22 protein-coding genes are annotated in these 22,122 nt (G+C 36.4%); 6 read left to right on the top strand and 16 right to left on the bottom strand.

Features of this window, described 5'->3' with window-relative positions:
• The first annotated feature begins 30 nt into the window (after nucleotides 1-30).
• Nucleotides 31-1,833 carry a glycoside hydrolase family 15 protein gene (locus tag I215_RS02235; protein WP_008990321.1) on the top strand — a complete coding sequence of 601 codons (1,803 nt, stop codon included), beginning with the start codon at nucleotides 31-33 and terminating at the stop codon, nucleotides 1,831-1,833.
• Between the two features lie 15 nt (nucleotides 1,834-1,848).
• Here I215_RS02235 and I215_RS02240 read toward each other — a convergent pair whose 3' ends face one another.
• The 4 genes from I215_RS02240 to lysA all read right to left on the bottom strand — a co-directional run bounded on the left by I215_RS02240 (nucleotide 1,849) and on the right by lysA (nucleotide 5,489).
• Nucleotides 1,849-2,253 (bottom strand): VOC family protein, encoded by a 405-nt coding sequence (locus I215_RS02240; RefSeq protein ID WP_237738913.1) that lies wholly within the window; start codon nucleotides 2,251-2,253, stop codon nucleotides 1,849-1,851.
• 68 nt (nucleotides 2,254-2,321) lie between these two features.
• Nucleotides 2,322-3,461, bottom strand: coding sequence for a serine hydrolase (locus I215_RS02245; protein ID WP_008990323.1), 1,140 nt, complete (start codon nucleotides 3,459-3,461; stop codon nucleotides 2,322-2,324).
• Nucleotides 3,462-3,487: 26 nt separating this feature from the next.
• Entirely contained in the window at nucleotides 3,488-4,000 is a 513-nt protein-coding gene (locus I215_RS02250; RefSeq protein WP_008990324.1) for a thioredoxin family protein, read from the bottom strand.
• 247 nt (nucleotides 4,001-4,247) lie between these two features.
• Nucleotides 4,248-5,489 carry a diaminopimelate decarboxylase gene (gene lysA / locus I215_RS02255; RefSeq protein WP_008990325.1) on the bottom strand — a complete coding sequence of 414 codons (1,242 nt, stop codon included), beginning with the start codon at nucleotides 5,487-5,489 and terminating at the stop codon, nucleotides 4,248-4,250.
• Between the two features lie 267 nt (nucleotides 5,490-5,756).
• Between lysA and sucC the strand changes: the two genes are divergently transcribed.
• Both sucC and I215_RS02265 read left to right on the top strand, forming a co-directional pair.
• Nucleotides 5,757-6,950, top strand: coding sequence for an ADP-forming succinate--CoA ligase subunit beta (sucC, locus tag I215_RS02260; RefSeq protein WP_008990326.1), 1,194 nt, complete (start codon nucleotides 5,757-5,759; stop codon nucleotides 6,948-6,950).
• Nucleotides 6,951-7,435: 485 nt separating this feature from the next.
• Entirely contained in the window at nucleotides 7,436-7,768 is a 333-nt protein-coding gene (locus I215_RS02265) for a hypothetical protein (RefSeq protein ID WP_008990327.1), read from the top strand.
• 86 nt (nucleotides 7,769-7,854) lie between these two features.
• Here the strand turns inward: I215_RS02265 and I215_RS02270 are convergent, their stop codons facing one another.
• The gene (locus tag I215_RS02270; RefSeq protein WP_008990328.1) at nucleotides 7,855-8,550 is read right to left on the bottom strand and encodes a phosphoadenylyl-sulfate reductase; all 696 of its coding nucleotides are present in this window, start codon (nucleotides 8,548-8,550) and stop codon (nucleotides 7,855-7,857) included.
• Between the two features lie 308 nt (nucleotides 8,551-8,858).
• Between I215_RS02270 and I215_RS02275 the strand changes: the two genes are divergently transcribed.
• Nucleotides 8,859-9,287, top strand: a complete 429-nt coding sequence (locus I215_RS02275; protein ID WP_008990329.1) for an Hsp20/alpha crystallin family protein — start codon at nucleotides 8,859-8,861, stop codon at nucleotides 9,285-9,287.
• Between the two features lie 122 nt (nucleotides 9,288-9,409).
• Here I215_RS02275 and I215_RS02280 read toward each other — a convergent pair whose 3' ends face one another.
• From I215_RS02280 to I215_RS02295, 4 genes are all read right to left on the bottom strand, one after another.
• On the bottom strand, nucleotides 9,410-9,808 hold the full coding sequence (locus tag I215_RS02280) for a barnase inhibitor (protein ID WP_008990330.1): 399 nt from the start codon (nucleotides 9,806-9,808) through the stop codon (nucleotides 9,410-9,412).
• Between the two features lies 1 nt (nucleotide 9,809).
• The gene (gene uvrB, locus I215_RS02285) at nucleotides 9,810-11,801 is read right to left on the bottom strand and encodes an excinuclease ABC subunit UvrB (RefSeq protein ID WP_008990331.1); all 1,992 of its coding nucleotides are present in this window, start codon (nucleotides 11,799-11,801) and stop codon (nucleotides 9,810-9,812) included.
• Nucleotides 11,802-11,894: 93 nt separating this feature from the next.
• Complete coding sequence (locus I215_RS02290; RefSeq protein ID WP_008990332.1) at nucleotides 11,895-12,725, bottom strand: ABC transporter permease; 831 nt, start codon at nucleotides 12,723-12,725, stop codon at nucleotides 11,895-11,897.
• A gap of 231 nt (nucleotides 12,726-12,956) precedes the next feature.
• On the bottom strand, nucleotides 12,957-13,859 hold the full coding sequence (locus tag I215_RS02295; protein ID WP_008990333.1) for an ABC transporter ATP-binding protein: 903 nt from the start codon (nucleotides 13,857-13,859) through the stop codon (nucleotides 12,957-12,959).
• 216 nt (nucleotides 13,860-14,075) lie between these two features.
• Between I215_RS02295 and I215_RS02300 the strand changes: the two genes are divergently transcribed.
• Nucleotides 14,076-15,155, top strand: coding sequence for a hypothetical protein (locus tag I215_RS02300; RefSeq protein ID WP_040459730.1), 1,080 nt, complete (start codon nucleotides 14,076-14,078; stop codon nucleotides 15,153-15,155).
• A gap of 34 nt (nucleotides 15,156-15,189) precedes the next feature.
• On the opposite strand, the gene I215_RS02305 is transcribed toward I215_RS02300, so the two are convergent.
• From I215_RS02305 to I215_RS02335, 7 genes are all read right to left on the bottom strand, one after another.
• Nucleotides 15,190-15,537 carry a DUF2200 domain-containing protein gene (locus I215_RS02305; protein WP_008990335.1) on the bottom strand — a complete coding sequence of 116 codons (348 nt, stop codon included), beginning with the start codon at nucleotides 15,535-15,537 and terminating at the stop codon, nucleotides 15,190-15,192.
• A gap of 61 nt (nucleotides 15,538-15,598) precedes the next feature.
• A complete protein-coding gene (locus tag I215_RS02310) occupies nucleotides 15,599-16,657 on the bottom strand; it encodes a nucleoid-associated protein (RefSeq protein WP_008990336.1) in 1,059 nt (352 codons plus the stop codon).
• A gap of 109 nt (nucleotides 16,658-16,766) precedes the next feature.
• Nucleotides 16,767-17,279: an IS1096 element passenger TnpR family protein gene (locus I215_RS02315; RefSeq protein WP_008990337.1), complete on the bottom strand. Its 513-nt coding sequence runs from the start codon at nucleotides 17,277-17,279 to the stop codon at nucleotides 16,767-16,769.
• Between the two features lie 27 nt (nucleotides 17,280-17,306).
• Entirely contained in the window at nucleotides 17,307-18,341 is a 1,035-nt protein-coding gene (locus tag I215_RS02320; RefSeq protein WP_008990338.1) for a COX15/CtaA family protein, read from the bottom strand.
• Entirely contained in the window at nucleotides 18,338-19,771 is a 1,434-nt protein-coding gene (locus tag I215_RS02325) for a CCA tRNA nucleotidyltransferase (protein ID WP_008990339.1), read from the bottom strand. The genes I215_RS02320 and I215_RS02325 overlap by 4 nt, the downstream gene beginning before the upstream one ends.
• 27 nt (nucleotides 19,772-19,798) lie before the next feature.
• A complete protein-coding gene (locus I215_RS02330) occupies nucleotides 19,799-20,365 on the bottom strand; it encodes an L-threonylcarbamoyladenylate synthase (RefSeq protein ID WP_008990340.1) in 567 nt (188 codons plus the stop codon).
• Between the two features lie 24 nt (nucleotides 20,366-20,389).
• Nucleotides 20,390-21,145, bottom strand: a complete 756-nt coding sequence (locus tag I215_RS02335; protein WP_008990341.1) for a glycosyltransferase family 2 protein — start codon at nucleotides 21,143-21,145, stop codon at nucleotides 20,390-20,392.
• An 83-nt stretch (nucleotides 21,146-21,228) separates the two neighbouring features.
• On the opposite strand from I215_RS02335, the gene I215_RS02340 reads away from it, so the two are divergent.
• Complete coding sequence (locus tag I215_RS02340; protein WP_008990342.1) at nucleotides 21,229-22,074, top strand: glycosyltransferase family 2 protein; 846 nt, start codon at nucleotides 21,229-21,231, stop codon at nucleotides 22,072-22,074.
• The last annotated feature ends 48 nt before the right edge of the window (nucleotides 22,075-22,122 follow it).

The following is a 22,122-nucleotide window of genomic DNA, read 5'->3' on the forward strand; positions in this document are numbered from 1 at the left end:
CAGTAAATAACGTTAGAAAAAACTTAATAGATGGATAATTTAGCATACGGAATCATTGGAAATTGTCGAAGCGCTGCATTAATTTCCAAAAATGGGTCAATTGATTGGTGCTGTTTGCCAGAATTTGACTCTCCTTCCGTATTTGCTAAGATCCTTGATGACGACATCGGTGGGCATTTTGCCATTAAGGTGGATAAGGGCTATCAGATAGATCAAAAGTACTATAAAAACACAGGCATACTCCTTACTATTTTTGACAACGGTATTGATGCTTTTACTATTTGGGATTTTATGCCTAGATATAGAATGGTCTCTAATGAGTTTCATTCTCCACCTGATATTATCCGGTATTTCGAATATATTAAAGGAAAACCAAAGTTTAAGATCGATTATCAGCCAAAGCTTGAGTATGCAGAGGGTGAAACGAATACCTATGTGAAAGAGGAATTTATTGTGAGTTTAACCCATCACGATAAATTTGACACCATATTTCTCTATACTAGTTTTGATAAGCAAAGAGTATTTCAAGGAGATGAAATTACTTTAGAAGCGGATGGTTTTTTTCAACTGTGTTACAATGAAAAGATATTTGCTCCTAATGTTGAAAAGGCCTTTTTGGAACTTACTAGAACTCAGGTCTATTGGCTGAATTGGAATGAAAAAACACCGGAATACAAAAAATACAATGAACAAATCAGAAGGAGTTCAGTGGTACTTAAAATGCTTTGTTATGAAAAAACAGGTGCTGTTTTAGCCGCTGCTACCACTTCGTTGCCAGAAACCATAGGAGAGGTAAGGAATTGGGATTATAGGTTTTGTTGGATAAGGGATGCCTCGATGGTTATCAAAGTGATTTCAGAATTAGGCCATAAAAACATGGCCAAGCAGTTTTTGAAATTTATTATTGACCTTATACCAGACAAGGATGAAAAACTCCAAATCATGTACGGTATAAATAAAGAGAAAAAGCTTACCGAATATACCCTAGATCACTTGAGTGGTTATATGGGAAGTAAACCAGTTAGAATCGGAAATGCAGCCTATGTGCAAAAGCAAAACGATATCTATGGAATTCTAATGGATGTGATATATGAACAGTTCATGAAGTTTAAAACAGAGATTGAGAATATCGAAGATCTGTGGACAATAACTAAGGGTATTGTGTGGGTGGTAAATAAACACTGGGAAGAACCCGATAAAGGTATTTGGGAATTTAGAACAGAGGAGCGCCATTTTACTTTCTCAAAGGTATTGTGTTGGGTGGCAGTGGATCGCGCACTTCGGGTGGCTAAATTATTACATAAAAATCGAAAAGTTGAAAAATGGACCATCATAGAACAACAAATACGAAAAAGCATACATGATAATGCGTGGAATGAAGAAGTGCAGAGTTTTACCCAGTCCTATGATTCAACTCATTTGGACGCTTCGGTGCTACTAATGGAGACTTATGGCTTTATCGATGCTAGGGATCCTAAATATATCGCCACAGTTCAAGCAACTGGTCGTGAATTGTCCAACGACGGGTTGATGTATCGCTATAAAAATCAGGATGATTTTGGACTGCCGACTTCCTCCTTTACTATTTGTAGCTTTTGGTATATAAATGCCTTAAACAAAATAGGAGAACATGAAAAAGCCACCATCCATTTTGAAAAACTTTTGTCTTATAGTAATCACCTAGGATTATTTAGTGAAGATTTGGACTTTGAAACTAAAAGGCTTCTGGGTAATTTTCCTCAGGCATATTCGCATCTAGCATTAATTGAGACGGCCATCAATCTGTCCAATTATATAACCGAAGATGAAGAAGTGAGGGGGAATGTTGGCTGAAAAGCCCTAAATCCCTTAATTTTCGTTGACCTCAATCCAGTATCCGTTTGGATCCTTTAGGTATATCTGACGGACCCCATCAGGGCGATCATTAGTGGTGTTCTCTTCCCCAGGCCAGTTTTCAAAATAGATGTTGTTTTGGCGTAAGTGGGTTATAAATCCATCTAAATTGTCGGTATATAATGCTAGGTGCACCCCTTTGATATCTGCTATTTTATGTTGATTATCCTCAATGACGTGTAAGGCGGATTTGCTACCCATAGCAAACCAACGTATATGAGGTTGCTTTGTCTTATTTTCGATTTCTTCTAAGCCCATGATGTTAAGATAGAAATTAGAACTTTCCTCTAAGTTTTCCACCAAAATGGCGAAGTGATCGAAGCCTAAATTAAAATCTTGACCCTTTGTTTGTATACTCATAAAAGTAAATAGAATAACTAGGATGAAACAATTGTTTTTTTTCATTTTTAGAGATTGGTTGTCTAAATTTAATGGTTAAGGTTTTTTAATAGTTCCCTGCCTAACTGCGCAAGAAATGGTATTCCCACGGAATCATATTGATAAATTCCATCGTTAAAAATACGATTTTCATTCACCAAAAGGTTAGCTGTTACTATAAATTCTGTGCCACTTTCCATATCGTAAATATAAGCGCAGTCTGTTAAGTAACCATAGGCATAACCAACTTTGTTATATATTTTAATGGATTCAGGGATGTTTTCCTTGGTGTCACCATATATAAAGAACTTTCCGAAACTGTCGTAATAGTCTTCTTGATTAAAGCCTAATTCTCTAGGGGTTGAAGACATAGCTTTAAGCAGGAATTCACGATCGTTCTCACTTAGTTGAAATCGATCTTTCTGGCTAAAAGCCTGAGGGAAAATAACACGTTTCATAATAGAGTGAAGGCTGCTAATTGGAAGATAATTCTTCGTTGCAAAATCCATGGGCTCTCTAACTAATGAGTCATTGCTATCAATATATCCCGCTCCTTTGTACATTGACTGTAAAGGTAACCTTTCCACTGGACTACTAACGGTGGGTTGTAGATGGGTAAGGGTAGTGTCATTTTGATGAAAAATAATAGCTTTTGTTACTGGGTTATAAGCATCCGAGGTTGAAAGTCTATGACTGATTCTAACGGGATTAATCCCTTTATCTTCTAGGGTTTGATTGATATAATCCTTACCCAAATATTCGAACAAACGGTTGTAAGCTGGGTTGTCACTTACAGCAAATATTTTATTAACTTCATTAGCAAAAGTTGTCTCTACGGTATCCCCATCGATATAAAACAATGTGTTTCTATCAAAACGAGGATCTCTGTTTAATTTCTCTAAGGCCAGTAGACTAATAGGAAGTTTTACAGTACTTGCAGGGTAGAAGTAATTGGAATCACTAACTCCAAATTGATAATCAGTGAACTTGACACTATCTTTCTCTCTATCTATAGTGCTGAGCATTACCTGTAATTGATAATGATCTGCACTATCTATAATTGATTTTATTTTAGGGTGTTGGGAAAGTGTTGCTTTTTCAAGTGGGCTTGTGTTGTCGCTTTTTTTTGGTGCGCAGCTAATGACCACACTTAGAAGCAAAGAAAATATGATAAATTTAGTGGTTGGCATAAACGGTGGTTTTATATTAGAAAGACTCAGCTCTTTGGCGTGTCGTATTCTTGCCAGCTTTTGTCTTTATAGATGTCATCTCCGAAGTATTTTGCTATTTTTAAAAAATCTTCTGGACCTTGATATCCTGGTACCGGAGATAAGATTTCCTGGTTAGCATTTAGAAAAATAGTCGTTGGAAAACTTAATTTGCCTTGTAGTAATGCGGCTGCTAGCTCGTGATATCCATTTCGTCCTTGTTCTATAAATTTAAAGGTTTTCCCTTTGTATTGGATGTCTTCTTTTTGTTCGGCATCAAGTTTTACCATATAATACTTATCCTTCATATAATCCAATACCTTTGGATTATTAAAGGTGTTTTTGTCCATCTTTTTACACCATCCACACCAGTTGGTATACACGTCGACAAATATCTTTTTAGGGTTTTTCTCTGAACTTGCCTTTTCCACAGCTTCACTCCAGCTCATCCATTGTATTTCCTGAGAGTTAATGCTTTGGATACTACAGATAATAAATAAACTCAGTAAGTAGGTTCTCATAGATCACTGATTTTTAATTTGCATTTATGTTCAGTTCAATTGGGGCGTTGAGTGCCAAAGGGAACTGTATTAACTTTTATTAATAGTGCTTTTGTGTATTAAAGCTTTAACGCATAAAGATACTAATTTCATTTAAATCCGTGATTTTTTTAAATGACTATGTTAATGGATTGGGATCATAAAAAAATCCTGAAAGGAACATCAACTGCTCTTTTCAGGATTAGAGTAAAGATAATTGTATCTTAAATCAGGCTTCTTTTACCAGTTCTTTTGTTGCAAACTCCTCGATTTTTGGATCTACTAGATTTGCTACGATATCTTGGATGGTTTCTCTTTTTCGAATTAAATGTGATTGACCGTTATGCCATAGGACCTCTGCAGGTCTATATCTAGAGTTATAGTTGCTAGCCATTGAAAAACAATAGGCTCCTGCATTTTTAAAGCATAAGATATCACCTTCTGAAATCTCTGTGATACGTCTATTACTTGCGAAGGTATCTGTTTCACAGATGTACCCGACAATAGAGTAGAAGCGCTCTTTTCCTTTGGGATTTGATATGTTCTCGATCTGATGGTATGAATTGTAAAACATTGGACGAATCAGGTGATTAAAACCAGAATCGATTCCTGCAAATACCGTTGAGGTCGTCTGTTTGACAACATTTACTTTGGATAGGAAATATCCTGCCTCACTTACTAAGAATTTACCAGGTTCAAAGGCCAAGGTTAAGTCTTTTCCGATTTCTTTACAGAAGTTATTGAATCGTTTGGTTAATTTTTTACCAAGCTCCTCCACATTGGTTTCAATATCTGCTTCTTTATAAGGTACTTTAAAACCACTACCAAAGTCCATAAATTCTAGATCCTGGAAATGTTTGGCTGTTTCAAATAGAATTTCTGAGGCATATAAAAAGACTTCAACATCCAAAATATCACTACCTGTATGCATGTGAATTCCGTTGACCCGCATTCCTGTGTTGTCTATAATGCGAAGAATATGTGGAATCTGATGGATGCTTATTCCAAATTTTGAATCGATGTGACCCACGGAGATTTTTGAATTTCCTCCAGCCATAACATGAGGGTTGATACGAATACACACTGGAACGTCTGGATTTCGCGCTCCAAATTGTTCCAAAATCGATAGGTTATCAATATTTATTTGAACGCCTAGTTTGGCTACATCTTCAATTTCTTCTAAAGAAACTCCATTGGGTGTAAAGATGATGTCTTCTGGATTAAATCCAGCCATTAGTCCAAGCTGTACTTCTTGAATAGATACAGTATCCAAGCCACTTCCTAAGGAGTTGAAGATTCTTAAGATCGCAACATTAGACAGCGCCTTGACCGCGTAATTCAGTTTTAAGTGCTTTACATTTTTAAAGGCAGTAGTAAGCCTTTTGTACTGTGAAATTATTTTTTCCGAATCATATACGTAGACTGGGCCACCATACTGTTTGGTTATCGAAATTAAATCGCTATGGTTCATTTTTTACATATTAGACTACAAAGCTAAATAATCTTCGAATACAATCCAGATATTTGGTAGATATATATAAATATAAAACACATTGTTATATTTGTAACAACCGTCTAATTGTGACAAATGCTGTATTTGAACCGATGTTGTTAATTTTAATTCTTGAAAGGTCAGTTGCATGTAGATATTGGAATTCCTTAAAATTCTTATTCTTAATTGGGTTTATTAATCTCCATTTGTTACTTTTGTTCCGCTTAAATTATACAACGCATCGTTATGAATTTACACGAATATCAAGGAAAAGAAATACTTGCAAGTTTTGGAGTACGCATACAGCGTGGAATTGTAGCTCAAACTGCAGCGGAGGCTGTAGCTGCTGCCAAACGACTAACTGAGGAAACTGGTACCGGATGGCATGTAATCAAAGCGCAGGTTCACGCAGGTGGTCGCGGTAAAGGTGGTGGTGTTAAACTTGCCAAAAACCTTAAAGAGGTAGAAGAAATAGCTGATGCTATTATCGGTATGAACCTAGTAACCCCTCAAACGAGTAAAGAAGGTAAAAAGGTTCATCAGGTATTGGTGGCAGAAGATGTTTATTATCCAGGTGATAGTGAAACATCAGAATTTTATATGTCTGTACTGCTTAATAGGAGTACAGGTAGAAATATGATTATGTATTCTACTGAGGGTGGAATGGATATCGAAGAGGTGGCTGAAAAGACCCCGCATTTAATTTTTAATGAAGAGATTGACCCTGCTACTGGTCTTCTACCGTTTCAGGCGCGTCAGATCGCCTTTAATCTTGGACTTAGTGGACAGGCGTTTAAAGAAATGGTGAAGTTTGTTAGTTCTTTATATAAGGCTTACGAATCTTCTGATTCTTCCTTATTTGAAATTAACCCAGTTCTTAAGACTTCTGATGATAAGATCATGGCTGTTGATGCAAAGGTGACTATCGATGATAATGCTTTGTACCGTCATAAGGACTATGAAGAAATGAGGGATGTTAGAGAGGAAGATCCTATCGAAGTAGAAGCAAGAGCTGCTGGATTAAACTTTGTGAATCTAGATGGTAATGTAGGATGCATGGTTAATGGAGCTGGTTTAGCAATGGCTACCATGGATTTAATTAAAATGGCTGGTGGAGAACCTGCAAACTTTCTAGATGTAGGAGGGACTGCGGATGCTCAACGTGTTGAAACTGCATTTAGAATCATCCTAAAGGATCCTAACGTGAAAGCGATTTTGGTAAACATATTCGGAGGAATTGTTCGTGGTGATCGTGTAGCTCAAGGAATTGTAGATGCTTATAGAAGTATGGGTGATGCAATTAATGTTCCTATAATTGTTAGATTACAAGGAACCAATGCGGAGCTTGCTAAAGAATTAATTGATAATTCTGGCCTAGCGGTACATTCAGCAATTGAATTTAAAGAAGCAGCTGACAAAGTACAAGAAGTATTGCAATAACAATATAGTATTGCATCTTACTTAATAGTGCTATAATTATCATTTTGGATTAAGAACCTCGGTATAACCCCGGGGTTTTTTGTTTTTCCTAACATAACAAACACAAACGTATCTTCATTTTTTAATGTTTGCTTAAGGTTAACTACTAATTGTTCAACCTATGTACATAGGGTTTGTTAAAAATCTTAATCCGAACTTAATAATACTCCAACAGATTTATAAGAATAAAGTAGGATTATCAACGGGATGATTAAAAGCCTAACGAATCCTTATGATATACTTAGAGGTAAGATCAATTTCAGTAATAATTAATGTATAGTGCTATCAAAGGGCTAAGGTGTTTTAAGGTAGTTTAAAAGGGTAAATCACTAGAGATTAGAGAAACGTTAACTAGTTTAAGTTTTTATTAACTAGCTATATGTCAGTATGATATATTTTGATTTCGGTGTAATTTTATCTTGTTTAACATTCAAAAAACAATAGTTATGAAAAAGTCAAAATTAATTGTGTTACTGGCCATCTTAAGCTCATCGCTTCTAATGGCCAATGTAGATCCGAATCCATCTACAAAAGAGATTTCAAAACAGTTATCTTCTATTCTTGGAACGCCTAATTTTAAATTAAATGAAAATGTCTTAGTGGCTAATGTTCGTTTTAAAGTAAATGCGGAATCTGAAATCGTTGTTCTTACCGTGAAATCCGAAAATGAGCTTGTAGAATCCTATATTAAAGGACGAATGAATTACAAAAAAGTGGATGTCCCTGGACTAATAGCGGGAAAAGAATACACGGTGGATGTTCGTATCCTCTCGCGTTAAGTCCAATGTTTTTGAAAGAATATTTCTAAAAAATTAAAGGGTTGTCCAAAGTAGACAGCCCTTTATGTATTTATAAGGGTAACACTTTATAGATGTAAACCACATTCCGTTTTAGGGCTGTTGTTCCAACGTCCGCTTCGATCATCTCCTGGCACGGTACAGTGTTTACAACCGATTGAGTTATATCCTTGAAACACCAAAGGGTGGAAGGGTAGTTTGTGTTTTTCTATAAAGGCTTCTCTTTGTTCTTTAGTAACATCGAGTAGGGGATAAAATTTTATGATGTTCCCTCTTTCCTCAAATATGTCTAGAGTAGATCTATGGTCACTTTGCCATCTCATAAGTCCAGATACCCAAAGGGAGTATTTCTTTTTAATAACATCCAAAGGCTTCACTTTGTTGATGCTGCAACAGAACTCTGGGTTTTTACGATAGGTTTGGTCTTGTACGGTAAATTCGTGCTCCTCTTTGATTGCACTGATTGATTCTACATTTAACCCGTATAAATCGGTAAGTTTTTGTTTATAGTCCAGGGTTTCTGGAAAGTGAAATCCTGTATCTATAAAATACACTTTCTGTTCTTTGTTTACCCTTGAAAAAAGATGAAGTAAAAAAGCAGATGTAGCAGCAAAGGAACTTGTTAACATGATTTCATCCATCGAAAAATCTTCGTACAACATAGCAATACGCTGCTCAATTGAAAGGGGTTTGTACTTGGCGTTTAATTCTTGGAGCTCTTTATCCGTATAGGTTCTCTTTGCAACGACTTCTTTTTCTAGCATATTAATCTATTTATTCTATAGGGAATTAGTTTTAAAGGTGCTAAGATAGTTTTTTTTTCAAAATATCTTGGCTCAACAAGGTATTCTTATTAAAAAATTAGAAATTTTTAACCTAATAGGGTAGGAATGTTAAAGGAACAAATAGACATGATTTACAGTTATTAGATTGGTTTTGTTTAAAAACAAGACAAATTGTCGTGCTAAACTATCCAGAATCAGCCATAATGGCATTGTTTTTAAATTGGACTCATATTTGTCTAATGGTAAGTGTACAACAAAAAATTGATCATTAATATAAAATTTAAGTTATGAGTTTAGTAAGAAGAAATAGCGGTTTTTTTCCAAGTTTTTTGGATACAATGGCCAGAGAAGATTGGTTTGGAGGTCTAGAGCGTTTAAGTGATACCATACCCGCGGTAAATATTAAAGAATTAGAGAAAGCTTTTGCTTTAGAGTTAGCAGTACCTGGAATGAAGAAAGAAGATTTTAAAATCGAACTTGACAAAGATGTACTGACAGTATCAGCTGAAGTTTCAGATGAGTCCAAAGCTGAGCAAGATGCACAGTACAGCCGTAGAGAATTCAAATACGCTTCATTTAAACGTGTATTTACGCTTCCGAAGGCCATTGATAAAGATCAAATCAATGCCAGTTATACCGACGGAGTATTGAATTTAACGCTACCTAAGTTAGAGGCTGCACTTCCAGCTCCGAAAAGACTGGTTGAGATCGCATAAATTAAAAAAGATAGTTTTTTCATAATTGGTTAGTAGAGTTAGTTAGTTAAAGAGCGCTCCTTTTCTTTTAAAGAGGGGCGCTTTTTTATGTATTGGTAACACATTTAAATGGTAGTTTCTCTTTAGTTTGGTATAAAATTTATAGACTTATGGCTTTGGATGATTTCCATGATAATTTCAAAATAGGTTTGTCCCATTCCTTGTTCAAGAGCTAGGAGCTTGGATTTTGCAAATTCACTGCTGTATTGTTCCGGTTTTGAGAGTTTGTCTTGGTAATAAGCAATAGTGGTCTCTAATCCGAGTACCTCTTTGCTTTTGTTGATATTTGTCCAGATTAAATCAAATTTCTCCATTGATTTATGGGCTCCGAAACCTCCATAGAACAGATCGTCCAGTGCATCTAGGCTTTGTCCTATTTTCCAATCCTCATCCTGCATAAACAGGCGATTGATTTCTTTGTAGAAATCCCCAATATTGTTAATGTGGTCGCCATTAATGGTGAAGGAGAAGGTTTTTTCCATCCTAGATGTGCTGTTTTAATGAGGCAATTTCATCTCTCAATTGTGCAGCTTCTAAGAAGTCTAGTGCTTTGGCTGCTTTTTCCATAGCCTTCCGCTTTTCTCTGATCAGCTTTTCTATTTTTTCTTTGGGTAAAAACTCTAATTCTGGTTCCGAAGCTTTGCGAGCAGCTTCTTTCTCTAATTGGTTGGTCGAAATCGAGTTTTTAGCAAGCATGCTGTCAAGACTTTTATTTAAAGCCTTTGGGGTGATGTTATGTTTTTTGTTGTAGTTTATTTGTTTTTCTCTTCTATAGTTGGTTTCATCAATAGTGCGTTGCATACTGGCAGTGACCTTATCGGCGTACATAATTGCCTTGCCGTTTAAGTTCCTAGCTGCTCTACCGACGGTTTGAGTAAGTGAACGAGCTGATCTTAAAAAACCTTCCTTATCAGCGTCTAAAATAGCCACTAAGGAAACCTCAGGGAGATCCAATCCTTCTCTAAGTAGATTGACACCTATAAGAACATCGAACAATCCCTTTCTGAGATCTTGCATGATTTCTACGCGCTCAAGGGTATCGACATCACTGTGGATATATCGGCATCGAATTTGTATGCGACTGAGGTATTTGGTGAGTTCTTCAGCCATTCGTTTGGTCAAGGTAGTAACCAAGATTCGTTCATCTCGCTCAATGCGCTGATGAATTTCTTCTACTAAATCGTCGATTTGATTTTCGCTTGCTCGTACCTCAATCACAGGGTCTAAAAGTCCTGTAGGGCGAATGACCTGTTCTACATAGGTTCCTTCACTTAGCTGAAGTTCGTAATCCGCAGGAGTAGCACTGACATATATCACTTGATTTTGGAGTGCTTCAAACTCTTCGAACTTTAGAGGTCTATTGTCCATAGCAGCTGGTAATCGGAAACCGTATTCCACCAAATTTTCTTTTCTACTACGGTCACCGCCGTACATTGCATGGACCTGTGGAATGGTAACGTGACTCTCATCGACCACCATCAAATAATCATCCGGGAAATAATCTAAAAGGCAAAATGGGCGTGTTCCAGGTTCTCTGCCGTCAAGGTATCGAGAGTAATTTTCAATACCACTGCAATAACCTAATTCACGAATCATTTCCAAATCAAAATTGGTGCGTTCTTCCAAACGTTTCGCCTCCAGGTGTTTTCCAGTTTCTTTGAAAAAATCTATTTGTTTTACCAAATCGTCCTGTATCGATTTAATAGCATTTTGTAGCACATCTGGGGAGGTCACAAACATGTTCGCTGGATAAATCGTTAATCGTTCATGCTTTTCAATAACCTTATTAGTATTGGGATCAAATGCTTCGATTTCCTCCACTTCATCTCCAAAAAAGTGAATTCTGTAGGCGTCATCAGCGTAACTTGGAAATACATCGATCACATCACCTTTAACTCTAAAATTTCCATGGGTAAAATCTGCCGTTGTTCGGGAATATAAGCTTTGTACTAGGCGATGTAAAAACTTGGTCCGCGATATGACCTGATCTCTTTCAATAGCGATGACGTTCTTTTGAAATTCCACTGGATTTCCAATACCGTATAAACATGAAACCGAAGCGACCACCAGTACATCTCTTCGACCTGATAATAGGGAGGAAGTGGTGCTGAGTCGGAGTTTCTCTATCTCTTCATTTATGGATAAATCCTTTTCAATATAAGTCCCCGTTACTGGAATATAGGCCTCCGGCTGATAGTAATCATAATAAGAAACAAAATATTCTACCGCGTTGTCAGGGAAGAATTGTTTGAATTCTGAATACAATTGAGCCGCAAGAGTTTTGTTGTGAGCCAGCACTAAAGTCGGACGTTGAACATTTTCAATAACATTTGCCACTGTAAAGGTTTTCCCTGAACCAGTAACTCCTAATAAGGTCTGATATCGCTCATCACTCGTAATTCCTTGTGAGAGTTGAGCAATGGCCGAGGGTTGATCGCCTGTAGGTTTGTAATCTGATCGTATCTTAAATTGCATTTCACAAAATTAAGGTATTAAAATTAAAGTACTTGCCTTAATTCGCTACTATTGAGCTAAAAACCTTGATCAAAATATTAAAATCTAATAGGGTTATAAGTCTCTTTTCTTTAATAGGGCATATGAACCATAAATAAACAAGAATGTCCAGATTAATACGATGAGTATTTCATACCAGTGAACTCCATAGTCCTTGTTAAAGGCTTGACCTACCTGATTGGCTACTGATTGTACTGCATTGAGTCTACTAAAGGGTTCTTTAATCAGGTTGCTCATGCTGTTTAAAGGGAAAAATTGCATGACATTGGATGCGAATTCAGAATTAGCTTTCCATGCGAAAACCCCAAAGAGTATCCCTTCTACGATTTGCCAAAGGATTAAAAAACCCAGTGCAAAGGCTGATCGCTTAACCAGTATTCCCAGAAACAAACAGAAGGAGAAGAAGCCTAATAGTTTGACAAAAAACGCTAGTAAGAATTCTAAATCAGAGAAGATGATACTGAGTTCGTCATAGTCGGAATAAATAAGTCCTAGGATTAGAGACACCACAAAGATGAATACTGTTGAAATTATCGAAAAGCTAATTACAGTATAAAACTTTGAGAGGATGAATTCTTTTTTACTTAATCCATCTATTAGATTTTGCTTGAGTGTTTTGTTGCTATATTCATTGGACATCATCGATACAATCACAATGGCTAAGAAAAGCTTAAAGAATGCTACCAAATAAGTGGTAAAATGCCATATATAAGGAAAGTTAAAAATTCCTTGGTCCGCTAAGTTGAAGTGAAATTCTCCTATATCAAATTGTATTGCTGCACAAAGCGCTATAAAGGTGAGTAAAATAAAGTATGATAGGATTAGAAACTTACTGCTTTTATTATTCCAAAGTTTGATAAACTCAATAGATAGTAATCTTTTCATAAACATACTGCGGAAACCCATTGATCTGTAGTGGATGGGAGGAAAGCAGTGATCCCCTTTGTTAATAACTTATTTTTTTTATGCTGATGTGAACGCATCTATTAATATTGCTAACCTTGGACGCGCCATAAACCGTGTCGGAAAATCGAATGATATGTGTTGCACTATTGCTCATGTTCATTCAGGTTTAAAACCCAATCCATCGCTATGCGTGGTTGGGTAGTTTTATAATTAGTTAGCTGTGTTATTGGTTAGAGAAAGGAATTGTTCTTCTAGGCTTTCTTTTCGCCAGATTAAATGGGAGAGGACAATATTTTGCTCAAACATCAATTGGTTAAAGGTCGCAGGCTCCATAGGTTGACTTAAAAAAGCGGTGATTAGGCCATTCTCTAGCTTTACTGTACTAAATTGATCGTTGTCCTTCAGGTAGGCCATTAAAGTGTCCATTTGCGAAGTTTTTAGTTCAAAAAAACCGTGACTAGCAGTCATTTGATCCACTCTCCCTGAGTAAATCATATGCCCTTTCCTAAGAATAATAGCATGTGTACAGACCTTCTCAACCTCGTCTAATAGGTGAGAGGCAAGTAAAATAGTTGTGCCGGAGGCAGCGATCTTTTTTATAATGCTTCGAATTTGATGTATCCCTTGTGGATCTAATCCATTGGTGGGTTCATCAAGTATGAGGATCTCAGGGTCGTTAAGCAAGGCGGAGGCAATTGCAAGTCGTTGCTTCATGCCTAAAGAATAAGCCTTAAATTTACTATCCTTTCGATCCAAGAGACCTACCAGTTCTAATTTCTCATGAATCTTCTCTGGTGATACTTCTTTTATTTTACAAACCAGTTTAAGATTCTGTTCTGCACTCATATAGGGATAGAAGTTTGGCCGCTCTATAATGGCTCCTACCTTCTTGAGTGCTTGATGTGTAGTAGAGGTTCCTTCAAACCAAGTAAAGGATCCAGAAGTTTCGTTAACCACATTGAGCACCATTCCTAGTGTGGTAGATTTACCACTGCCATTGGGGCCTAATATTCCGTAGACATTTCCTTTTTTTATAGTAAATGACACATCGTTAACAGCGGTGAGAAAATGAAATTTCTTTGTAAGGTGATTGACAGTGAGTATGGTCTCCAAAATCGTTTGTTTTTAAAATTGGTAGCTAGGTACTTGACGAAGTTAATTATATTTTGTTACAGTTAGACGTAGAATTTTTTAAAAGCAGCTTCCTCTTAATATTAAAGAGGATTGATTGTAAAATCGGTTTTGGGCATCGGAAATCACTGTAGTATCAAAATAGCCATTATGGAATTTAAAGTATTTTTGATTATATTCTAAAAAAAATAATAGCTAATGAGTGAGCGATTAATGTCTAGGAAGAAACCTTCTTTCCCGATTTATCCCAGGTTACATGAATACTTGGAGCGTTATAATAGGAATACGGAAATAGCCATTTCGTATGATGATTTACTTCGTTTCTCGGGCTCGGTGGTAGTATATGATGAGAATGATGAGGATACTTTGTGGATTCGCGTTTATTACTCAGAGTTTGAGCGTCCAGAGATAGATTATCATTTAAAGAAAGTCTATACCTTAATTTTCTCGGATGGAAATGAAGATATTTTTCAGTATCTGAATGTTGATGCCATTGACTTTTGCACCTTTGGAAACTCAAAGCCGTTTCGAATAAAGGTCCGAAATGTACTCAATGATAATTATACGTATCTCTATGTTAAAAAAGCAGATGCTTCTAGAGTCTATGGCCTTGAGCTTGAGCATATTTTATCCCCCAATAGGATTAATTTTGCAGTATTTGATGACACCTTGATTGAGGAGCATATCTCTGGAATTCCTGGGGATGAATTCATTAAGAATTCACTTCCTCAATGTAGTGATATTCAAAAGAGTCAAATCGCCAAAGAATTTGTGAAATTTAACGAGCGGTGTATGATTCGATTATTGGGAGATATGCGATCTTATAATTACGTGATCATTCCTGTGCATGATTTTGATAATGTCATCTTTAAAATCCGCGCCATTGATTTTGATCAGCAATCTTATGAGGGAAATTTTAAGGTGTATAAGCCTCAATTTTTTAAAGAAAACTACCAGATGGTTCAAATGGTAGAAAAGCGATTAAAACCTGCTTCCATTGAGCAGTATAAGAAAGAGGAACGTTCGCTGTTGGCAAAGCGAATTCTCACCTCTAGGAAAAGACTCAAAGCATTACTTCGCTGCATGGTCAATGATCATATTACCACAAAGGAAAACTTAGAAGAATTAAAAATGGAACTCTACAACTATACCTTAGATATGAAATTTAAACGCTGTAGATCCATGGGGCAGGTCCTCAGGGTTGCTTTAGAGTTCGTTAGAAGAAATTATGAAGATGTGAATATGAAAAGACTACTGCAAAGCAGTAGAAACGATTAATGTCTGAGCAATATTTTTGAAGGGGGGATTTGTGTTATGATCTTAAAATTTTTTCCATTGCTTTTCCTTTGGCTAGCTCGTCGATGAGCTTATCTAAATAACGAATCTTTTGTAATAGAGGCTGCTCAATTTGTTCAACTCTTATACCGCATACCACGCCTGTTATTTTTTTGGAATTGGGATTCAGATTAGCTTTTTCAAAAAATGTTTGGAAGTCTACCTGTTGGTCAATTAAGTCCTGCAATTTAGTGGGAGTGAATCCTGTCAACCAGCAAATGATCGTATCTACCTCATGTTTTGTTCTATCTTTTCTTTGCGCCTTTTGGACATATAGTGGATAGACTTTAGACACTGGCATATTGTACATTTTATGTGTCTCCATGGGGTTTTTATTTACTGGTTAACAGGTATAGTATTTTACTTTTATATGCTAAATTATCTGATTAATTCTTTTCCTCTTTGTTGAAGTATACAAGGTAATAATACATTTGTTTTTCTTCGTCCCATCCTTTTTCGACAAATTTTTCGGCAGAATCAGGATTTATAAAATCCATTTTTATTTGGATGTTTGTATCTAGGTTGATCACGTTTTTTATCTTTTTACGCGCATCCGATACTGCTTTGTTTGCAATTGGGAATGTCGATACGTCTTCAATGCTATATTTTGGTCCTTTTTCGGTCTTATAGTGCTTGAATTCTGGAATCAGATCAGGATTGTCCATCACTTCGTTTAAAAAGCTAGTCTCTTCAAATTCATCATTCTTAGCAAAGTGATTAACCGCACGATTCATAAACATTACCTCCTGTTTTTTATCCTCAGCCGGTAGTACCACATCCTTTGCAAAATCTTGACAGAACTTTAAGTATTTCTTAGTGAAAAATGTTTCGTCTGTTAGAGCGTCCACTGATAAGAAGTTTTCCAGCCAATACTTGGTGTCGTAGCGGTTGCTATCGATAGATAAGATCTTAAAGCCTTCTTCTTTATTGGTGTTAATAATAAGACACCCTTTGTCCAATTTATTAATATTAATCCCATGCCTGATTAAGATTTCGATATTGCTATCTTTCTCTTCAAACTCTAAGTAATCGTGCTTGAGCTCTGATTTGAAGATTCCAATGGCATTCATTTTTTCATTATCGACCACAACATCACTTAAATAGGCTATATAAACCTCTCCGCTTTTAATATGAGGGTGATTCGACTGATCGTATAAATGCTTGGTGATACGTTGTGATTGCTGATGAATATTGTCTGGATTGTCAAACACTTCAGTAGCGATGTTGTAGAGTTCGTTGTACTCTAGGTCCACTTCGTGATCAAATCTAAAGTAGTTTTCTTCTTTTTCTCTAAAGGGTCTAAAGAAGAATTCTTTTAGAAGCTCATTCAATTCATCGTTCAACTGATAGGGTTGCTCAGAGAGGAATGTTCCTTCGTTCTTGCTTTTATTTCCAATACGGTGAATGGAAAGGCTTTCAATTTGGGTGAGATACAGATTGATCATATAATTTTCGTTAATCGTGTTTGTTATTCAATGTTAAATGTAACGCATTCGGTGAACCCTTCTTATTGTAATGGAAGGATTTTACTGCACTTTTAAAAGTCATGGAGTGTTAGTTCCAATTCTCTTCAAAATCGAAATCGTCGTAACTATCTAAGTCAAAATCATCAGAATCTTCCAAATCATCTCCTAAATCTTCCGCCTCAAATTGTTTTTGTGGCGGAGAGTCTGGAAGTTGACCATGCACATAGAGTAGGCTTGGGTAGGAGACTCCTTCTTCTTTTTCGATTGTGGTATCAGCGAGTTCAACATAAAAGGTCCACATGCTGAAAAAATCGTATACATAAATTAGATTGCGGTTGTCTTCATTTAGTTGGTCCTCAATGAGAACCTCATTCATTAATCGTACATTATTGCCAGCTTCGCTCATATCGAACAAGGCAATTTCTTCTCCTTGGTTCCATTCTGGATCACTAACATAGAAGGAAGCCATTTCTGTGCCGTCAAAACCAAAGGATTGTGCAATGGTGTTGTGAAGGTCTTCCATAGTGTTGGTCGACTCAATGGCGATATCTCTAAAGACGTCCTCTTGCGCGTCAAGTATAATTCTAAATTTATAAATCATTTCATTAGGATTTACTGCAACTGCAAGTTACAAAGTTTTTGTTTTATTGAATCTTCTTCCTGTTTCCAAAATTAGGTAGAACTGAACCCCGAATAACAAGGTGGCAAGTACTAGGTGTATGGTTTGTGTTGTGAATGGAAAATCAAAATAATACATAGCCATTCCAGATGCAATTTCTAAGACTATTATATAGAATACCCAGCGTACTTTTTCAAAACCTAAATTGTTCTTTACATTCAAGTACAGTATCCATGCATTGGTCAAAAATACTAAAGAAGAAATAGAACGGTGTATGTAAAACGATAGTTCCGGTTTTGCTAGCCATAAATTTTTGGCAGTATCACCCAATAGATCAATTTGTTCATCCACAAATTGACGTACTTGAGTTCCAAATATCACTTGGACGGTAGTTAATAATACCGCAAATATGAGCAAGTTTTTAAAGGTCTTATTTGGTTTAGTGATCGGAGGGTGTTCTCTAGTTCTATAAATGATCACAAGCAGTACAGCTACAATTACAAAGGCCATTAACATGTGAATCGTGATTCGAGCTGGTGCAAGCACACTGTAAACCACAGTTGCTCCAAGCCAAGCTTGGAAGCCCATTCCAATAACCGCCAACCACGATAGTATTGGTACCCATATATCCTCTTTTCGATAATATAATGAGGCTATGGCCATTATAAATGTTGCAAACCCTGCCAAAGCACCAAAGAGACGATTGATGTATTCTGTCCATGTATGGGTAGGATTAAATATAGCATAATCATGCTTGGTGTAGGTTTCCCAATGTGATTCGTTATAGGTGTCACCAGTGGTAAAATCTTCATTGGCAACCTTTAAGGTGTTATCTACGATAATTACCTGACCTTTTTTAAAAAATCTGTCTGCTTGCCACTCGAGCTGAGAAACCTCAGTTGGGGGGATGTAATATCCAAAACATTTTGGCCAATCAGGGCAACCCATGCCACTTCCTGTCATTCGTACAACTGCTCCAGCAATAATTACCAAATAGACAAGGACAAGGGTAATTTTAGCGATTTTTCTAAATCTTTTTTTCACTTTTTATCATTGACGGGGGTTAGACCTAATTTTTCACCACGTTTAAGCATGAACTGGTAAGCCTCCTCGTATTGGTTTGGGATTTCTCCTTCCAAAATAGCTTCCTTTATCGCCTCTTTTATTATCCCAATTTCTCGGGAAGGCTTTATGTTAAAAGTTTCCATGATTTGTTCACCTGAAATCGGGGGTTGGAAGTTTCTAACGTGGTCACGCTGTTCAACTTCGGAAATTTTTTGACGAACAATTTTAAAATTGTTATTGTATTTTTTAAAACGCCTAGGGTTTTTGGTGGTAATGTCCGCCTCACATAGGGTCATTAAATCTTCTATATAATCTCCAGCGTCAAAAATCAGTCTTCTTACCGCTGAGTCTGTTACGATATCTTGAGCCAATACGATGGGTCGAGAACTCATCATCACTAGCTTTTGGACGTATTTCATCTTATCATTAAGGGGCATGCGAAGTCTTTTGAAGATCGCGTACACCATTTTGGAACCAACAAATTCATGGGAATGGAAGGTCCAGCCTATTTTTTTGTCGAATCGCTTTGTTGGAGCTTTTCCAATATCATGTAAAAGAGCCGCCCACCGCAGCCATAAATCGTCCGTGTTTTTGGCTATATTGTCCACTACCTCTAGGGTATGCCAAAAATTGTCTTTATGAGTCTGTCCTTCCTTTTCCTCAATTCCTTGAAGGTTGGTGAGCTCTGGAAGTATTTTGGAAAGTAATCCTGTCTGAAACAAAAGTTTAAATCCTTCAGAGGGCTTTTCACTTAATATAATTTTGTGAAGCTCATCGACGATCCGTTCATTGGAAATAATTTCGATCCTATCTACATTTCTTTTGATGGCCTGAAAAGATTCTTCTTCAATTTTAAATTTTAATTGGGAAGCAAAGCGTATTGCTCGCATCATTCTTAAAGGATCGTCAGAGTAGGTAATATCAGGATCTAACGGAGTCCGGATAAGTTTATTTTTCAGATCTGAAATTCCGTTAAAGGGATCGAGTAAACTTCCGTAATCACCTTGGTTTAATGAAATAGCCAAGGCGTTTATGGTAAAATCTCTTCGGTTTTGATCGTCCTCTAAACTACCGTTTTCCACCACAGGTTTTCTGCTATTGGAAGAGTAGCTTTCTTTTCTAGCACCTACAAATTCTACTTCCAAATCTTTGTGACGGATCATGGCGGTCCCAAAGTTTTTAAACACAGAAATTTTGGTATGTCCAGGTATTAAATCAGCGACCTCTTTGGCAAGTTCGATTCCGCTTCCTTGGGCAACTATGTCAATATCTTTTGGTACGTTTCTCTGTAAAATGTAATCCCTCACAAAACCACCTATAACATAAGAACGAATGCCTAATTTTACAGAAGCATTGGCTATAAGTTCAAATACCGGATCTTGTACGGCTTGGATGTATTGTTTTGACATTGTTTTCGGATCAGCTTGATAGTCGAATTACTTTCGAATTATCTTCACAACAGCGTCATTACTTATTTTAATAATTGATGAAGGTTGTGAATTGGATTTTTCGAGCTGCAAATTTACCACATAGTCTACACCTTTTAAAATTTCCGAGCCTATTTCTCTAAAGCTTTTTGGTGTTGGTGTTCCACTTAAATTTGCCGAGGTTGAAACTAAAGGTCTTTTAAATTTTCTAATGAGCTTTTGACAAAATTCATCTGAGGCAACACGGATACCCACCGTATCATCTTTGGCAATAAGATTTTTAGCCATATTAATAGGCTTGTCGTAGATGATGGTTGTTGGTCTAGTGCTATACTCGATAATATCATAGGCGACCTCTGGCACATCATAAACATAGCGTTGAAGCATTCTTGTATCAGAAACTAGGCAAATAAGGGCTTTACTATCCTCTCGACGCTTAAGCTTATATACTTTTTTTACAGCCTCTTCATTGGTTGCGTCACACCCGATTCCCCAAACGGTATCAGTGGGATAGAGTAATAGTCCTCCTTTGTTGAGAATATCTATGGATTTTTGAATTTCATCGTTGATGTCCATTTGCAAATAGCCTAAGGTAGATTGTTAATTCATTTTATTGTGAAGAAGCCAAAGCTTGATATAACGTGTCATTACACCGTATGAATTGATATAAGCGCTCGCGAATCCAGGGAAGCCATCTAAAAATCCGCCACGTAATATGTATTGATTAAAAAATCGAAAAGGTGGTTTTATAATAAAATGGAAGAGGCTTGGCTTTTTATTCTTTTTAAAGTTTTCCTCAGCTTGTAGTCTAGCGTAGTGATTTTTTTTGGCTATAAAACGGTCATAGCTCCTGTAAGTATAATGGTCAAAATGGTTTTTCAGACGGCTTTTTGGGCCGTTAATAATCATGTCTTCATGGACAAGCTTTTTTCCGTGCATACAGAATTGTCGATTAAATAACCGCAATTTCCACTCGTTTTTAAAAGTGCTGTGTTCCATTCTTCGGTTCATGAAAATGTGAGAACATAACACATCGTAGGCTACAAATTCAGATTCTCCATCTTTGAGAACATTCATTATTTCTTCCTTAAGTGGTTGAGGAATCCTTTCGTCAGCGTCGAGAATAAATATCCAGTCATTTGCAGCACGCTCAATAGCATAGTTTTTTTGACTTGAAAAACCATCAAATTCCCTTTTTAATATTTTTACATTGTGACTTTGAGCAATTTCAACAGTTTTATCAGAGCTATAAGAATCAATTATTAAAATCTCATCAGCAAAGCTAGCGCTCTTAATGACTTCATCTATGTGAAACTCTTCATTTAAAGTAGGAATAATAATGGTTAATTTTCTCATTGGAATCGACAGCTGTAATTAAATAATTAAAAAGCAAAGATAAATAAAATGGACTTCTTATTTTTGTTAGTAATTTAGATTTTATGTTTATGGATAACCTCAAAATTACAGTCATTATAAGTACTTATAATTCAGAGCAGTGGCTTGAAAAAGTATTGCATGGTTACAACCAACAGCAGTATAAGAATTTTGAGGTCATAGTCGCCGATGATGGCTCTGGTCAGAAGACCAAGGACTTATTGAATAGGATGCAACAGGAGGTGTTTTATACCATTAGACATGTTTGGCAAGAAGATGATGGATTTCAAAAATCAAAAATATTAAATAAAGCTGTAGTCGCTTGCCAGACCCCTTACATTGTTATGAGTGATGGGGACTGCATTCCTAGACCGGATTTTTTAAAAGTGCATAATGAATTAAAACAAGCGGGGTATTTCTTATCGGGGGGGTATTTTAAATTACCTATGGATACATCTAAGAAAATAAGTAAGAAAGAAATTGTTTCTGGTGAGTGTTTCAAGGTCAATTGGTTGATAAACAACGGAGTAAAAAGATCTTTTAAACTAAATAAGCTTACCAAAAACAGTCTAAAAGCAAAACTTTTAAACCTTTTGACACCCACCACACCTAGTTGGAATGGAAATAATTCTTCGGGATGGAAGCAGGATATCCTTGCTGTAAACGGTTTTGATGAAAGAATGCAGTATGGTGGTCAGGATCGAGAATTGGGGGAGCGTATGATCAATAATGGTATTAAACCAAAACAAATACGTTATAGCACTACAAGTGTACATTTGGATCACTCCAGGGGATATAAAAATCAGGAGACCCTGTTAAGAAATAAAAATATAAGAAATCAAACCAAGTCTAATAAATCCACTTGGACTCAGTATGGGATCATAAAAGGAGAACAAAAAAATAAAGGATAGCCAAAACAATTTAAGAGGTTTCTTTTTAAAGGGGAAAAAACAAAACTG

This window comes from Galbibacter marinus (genome assembly GCF_000300875.1).
GTDB lineage: Bacteria > Bacteroidota > Bacteroidia > Flavobacteriales > Flavobacteriaceae > Galbibacter > Galbibacter marinus.

Bases quoted from the DNA above. Each gene is read 5' to 3' on its own strand.
- I215_RS02275 (WP_008990329.1), top strand. From the start codon at position 8,859: ATGAGTTTAGTAAGAAGAAATAGCGGTTTTTTTCCAAGTTTTTTGGAT.
- I215_RS02240 (WP_237738913.1), bottom strand. From the start codon at position 2,253: ATGAGTATACAAACAAAGGGTCAAGATTTTAATTTAGGCTTCGATCAC.
- lysA (WP_008990325.1), bottom strand. From the start codon at position 5,489: ATGAACCATAGCGATTTAATTTCGATAACCAAACAGTATGGTGGCCCA.
- I215_RS02305 (WP_008990335.1), bottom strand. From the start codon at position 15,537: ATGGAGACACATAAAATGTACAATATGCCAGTGTCTAAAGTCTATCCA.
- I215_RS02315 (WP_008990337.1), bottom strand. From the start codon at position 17,279: ATGATTTATAAATTTAGAATTATACTTGACGCGCAAGAGGACGTCTTT.
- I215_RS02235 (WP_008990321.1), top strand. From the start codon at position 31: ATGGATAATTTAGCATACGGAATCATTGGAAATTGTCGAAGCGCTGCA.
- I215_RS02290 (WP_008990332.1), bottom strand. From the start codon at position 12,725: ATGAAAAGATTACTATCTATTGAGTTTATCAAACTTTGGAATAATAAA.
- I215_RS02250 (WP_008990324.1), bottom strand. From the start codon at position 4,000: ATGAGAACCTACTTACTGAGTTTATTTATTATCTGTAGTATCCAAAGC.
- I215_RS02245 (WP_008990323.1), bottom strand. From the start codon at position 3,461: ATGCCAACCACTAAATTTATCATATTTTCTTTGCTTCTAAGTGTGGTC.
- I215_RS02330 (WP_008990340.1), bottom strand. From the start codon at position 20,365: ATGGACATCAACGATGAAATTCAAAAATCCATAGATATTCTCAACAAA.
- I215_RS02310 (WP_008990336.1), bottom strand. From the start codon at position 16,657: ATGATCAATCTGTATCTCACCCAAATTGAAAGCCTTTCCATTCACCGT.
- uvrB (WP_008990331.1), bottom strand. From the start codon at position 11,801: ATGCAATTTAAGATACGATCAGATTACAAACCTACAGGCGATCAACCC.
- I215_RS02325 (WP_008990339.1), bottom strand. From the start codon at position 19,771: ATGTCAAAACAATACATCCAAGCCGTACAAGATCCGGTATTTGAACTT.
- I215_RS02335 (WP_008990341.1), bottom strand. From the start codon at position 21,145: ATGAGAAAATTAACCATTATTATTCCTACTTTAAATGAAGAGTTTCAC.
- I215_RS02280 (WP_008990330.1), bottom strand. From the start codon at position 9,808: ATGGAAAAAACCTTCTCCTTCACCATTAATGGCGACCACATTAACAAT.
- sucC (WP_008990326.1), top strand. From the start codon at position 5,757: ATGAATTTACACGAATATCAAGGAAAAGAAATACTTGCAAGTTTTGGA.
- I215_RS02300 (WP_040459730.1), top strand. From the start codon at position 14,076: ATGAGTGAGCGATTAATGTCTAGGAAGAAACCTTCTTTCCCGATTTAT.
- I215_RS02340 (WP_008990342.1), top strand. From the start codon at position 21,229: ATGTTTATGGATAACCTCAAAATTACAGTCATTATAAGTACTTATAAT.
- I215_RS02270 (WP_008990328.1), bottom strand. From the start codon at position 8,550: ATGCTAGAAAAAGAAGTCGTTGCAAAGAGAACCTATACGGATAAAGAG.
- I215_RS02265 (WP_008990327.1), top strand. From the start codon at position 7,436: ATGAAAAAGTCAAAATTAATTGTGTTACTGGCCATCTTAAGCTCATCG.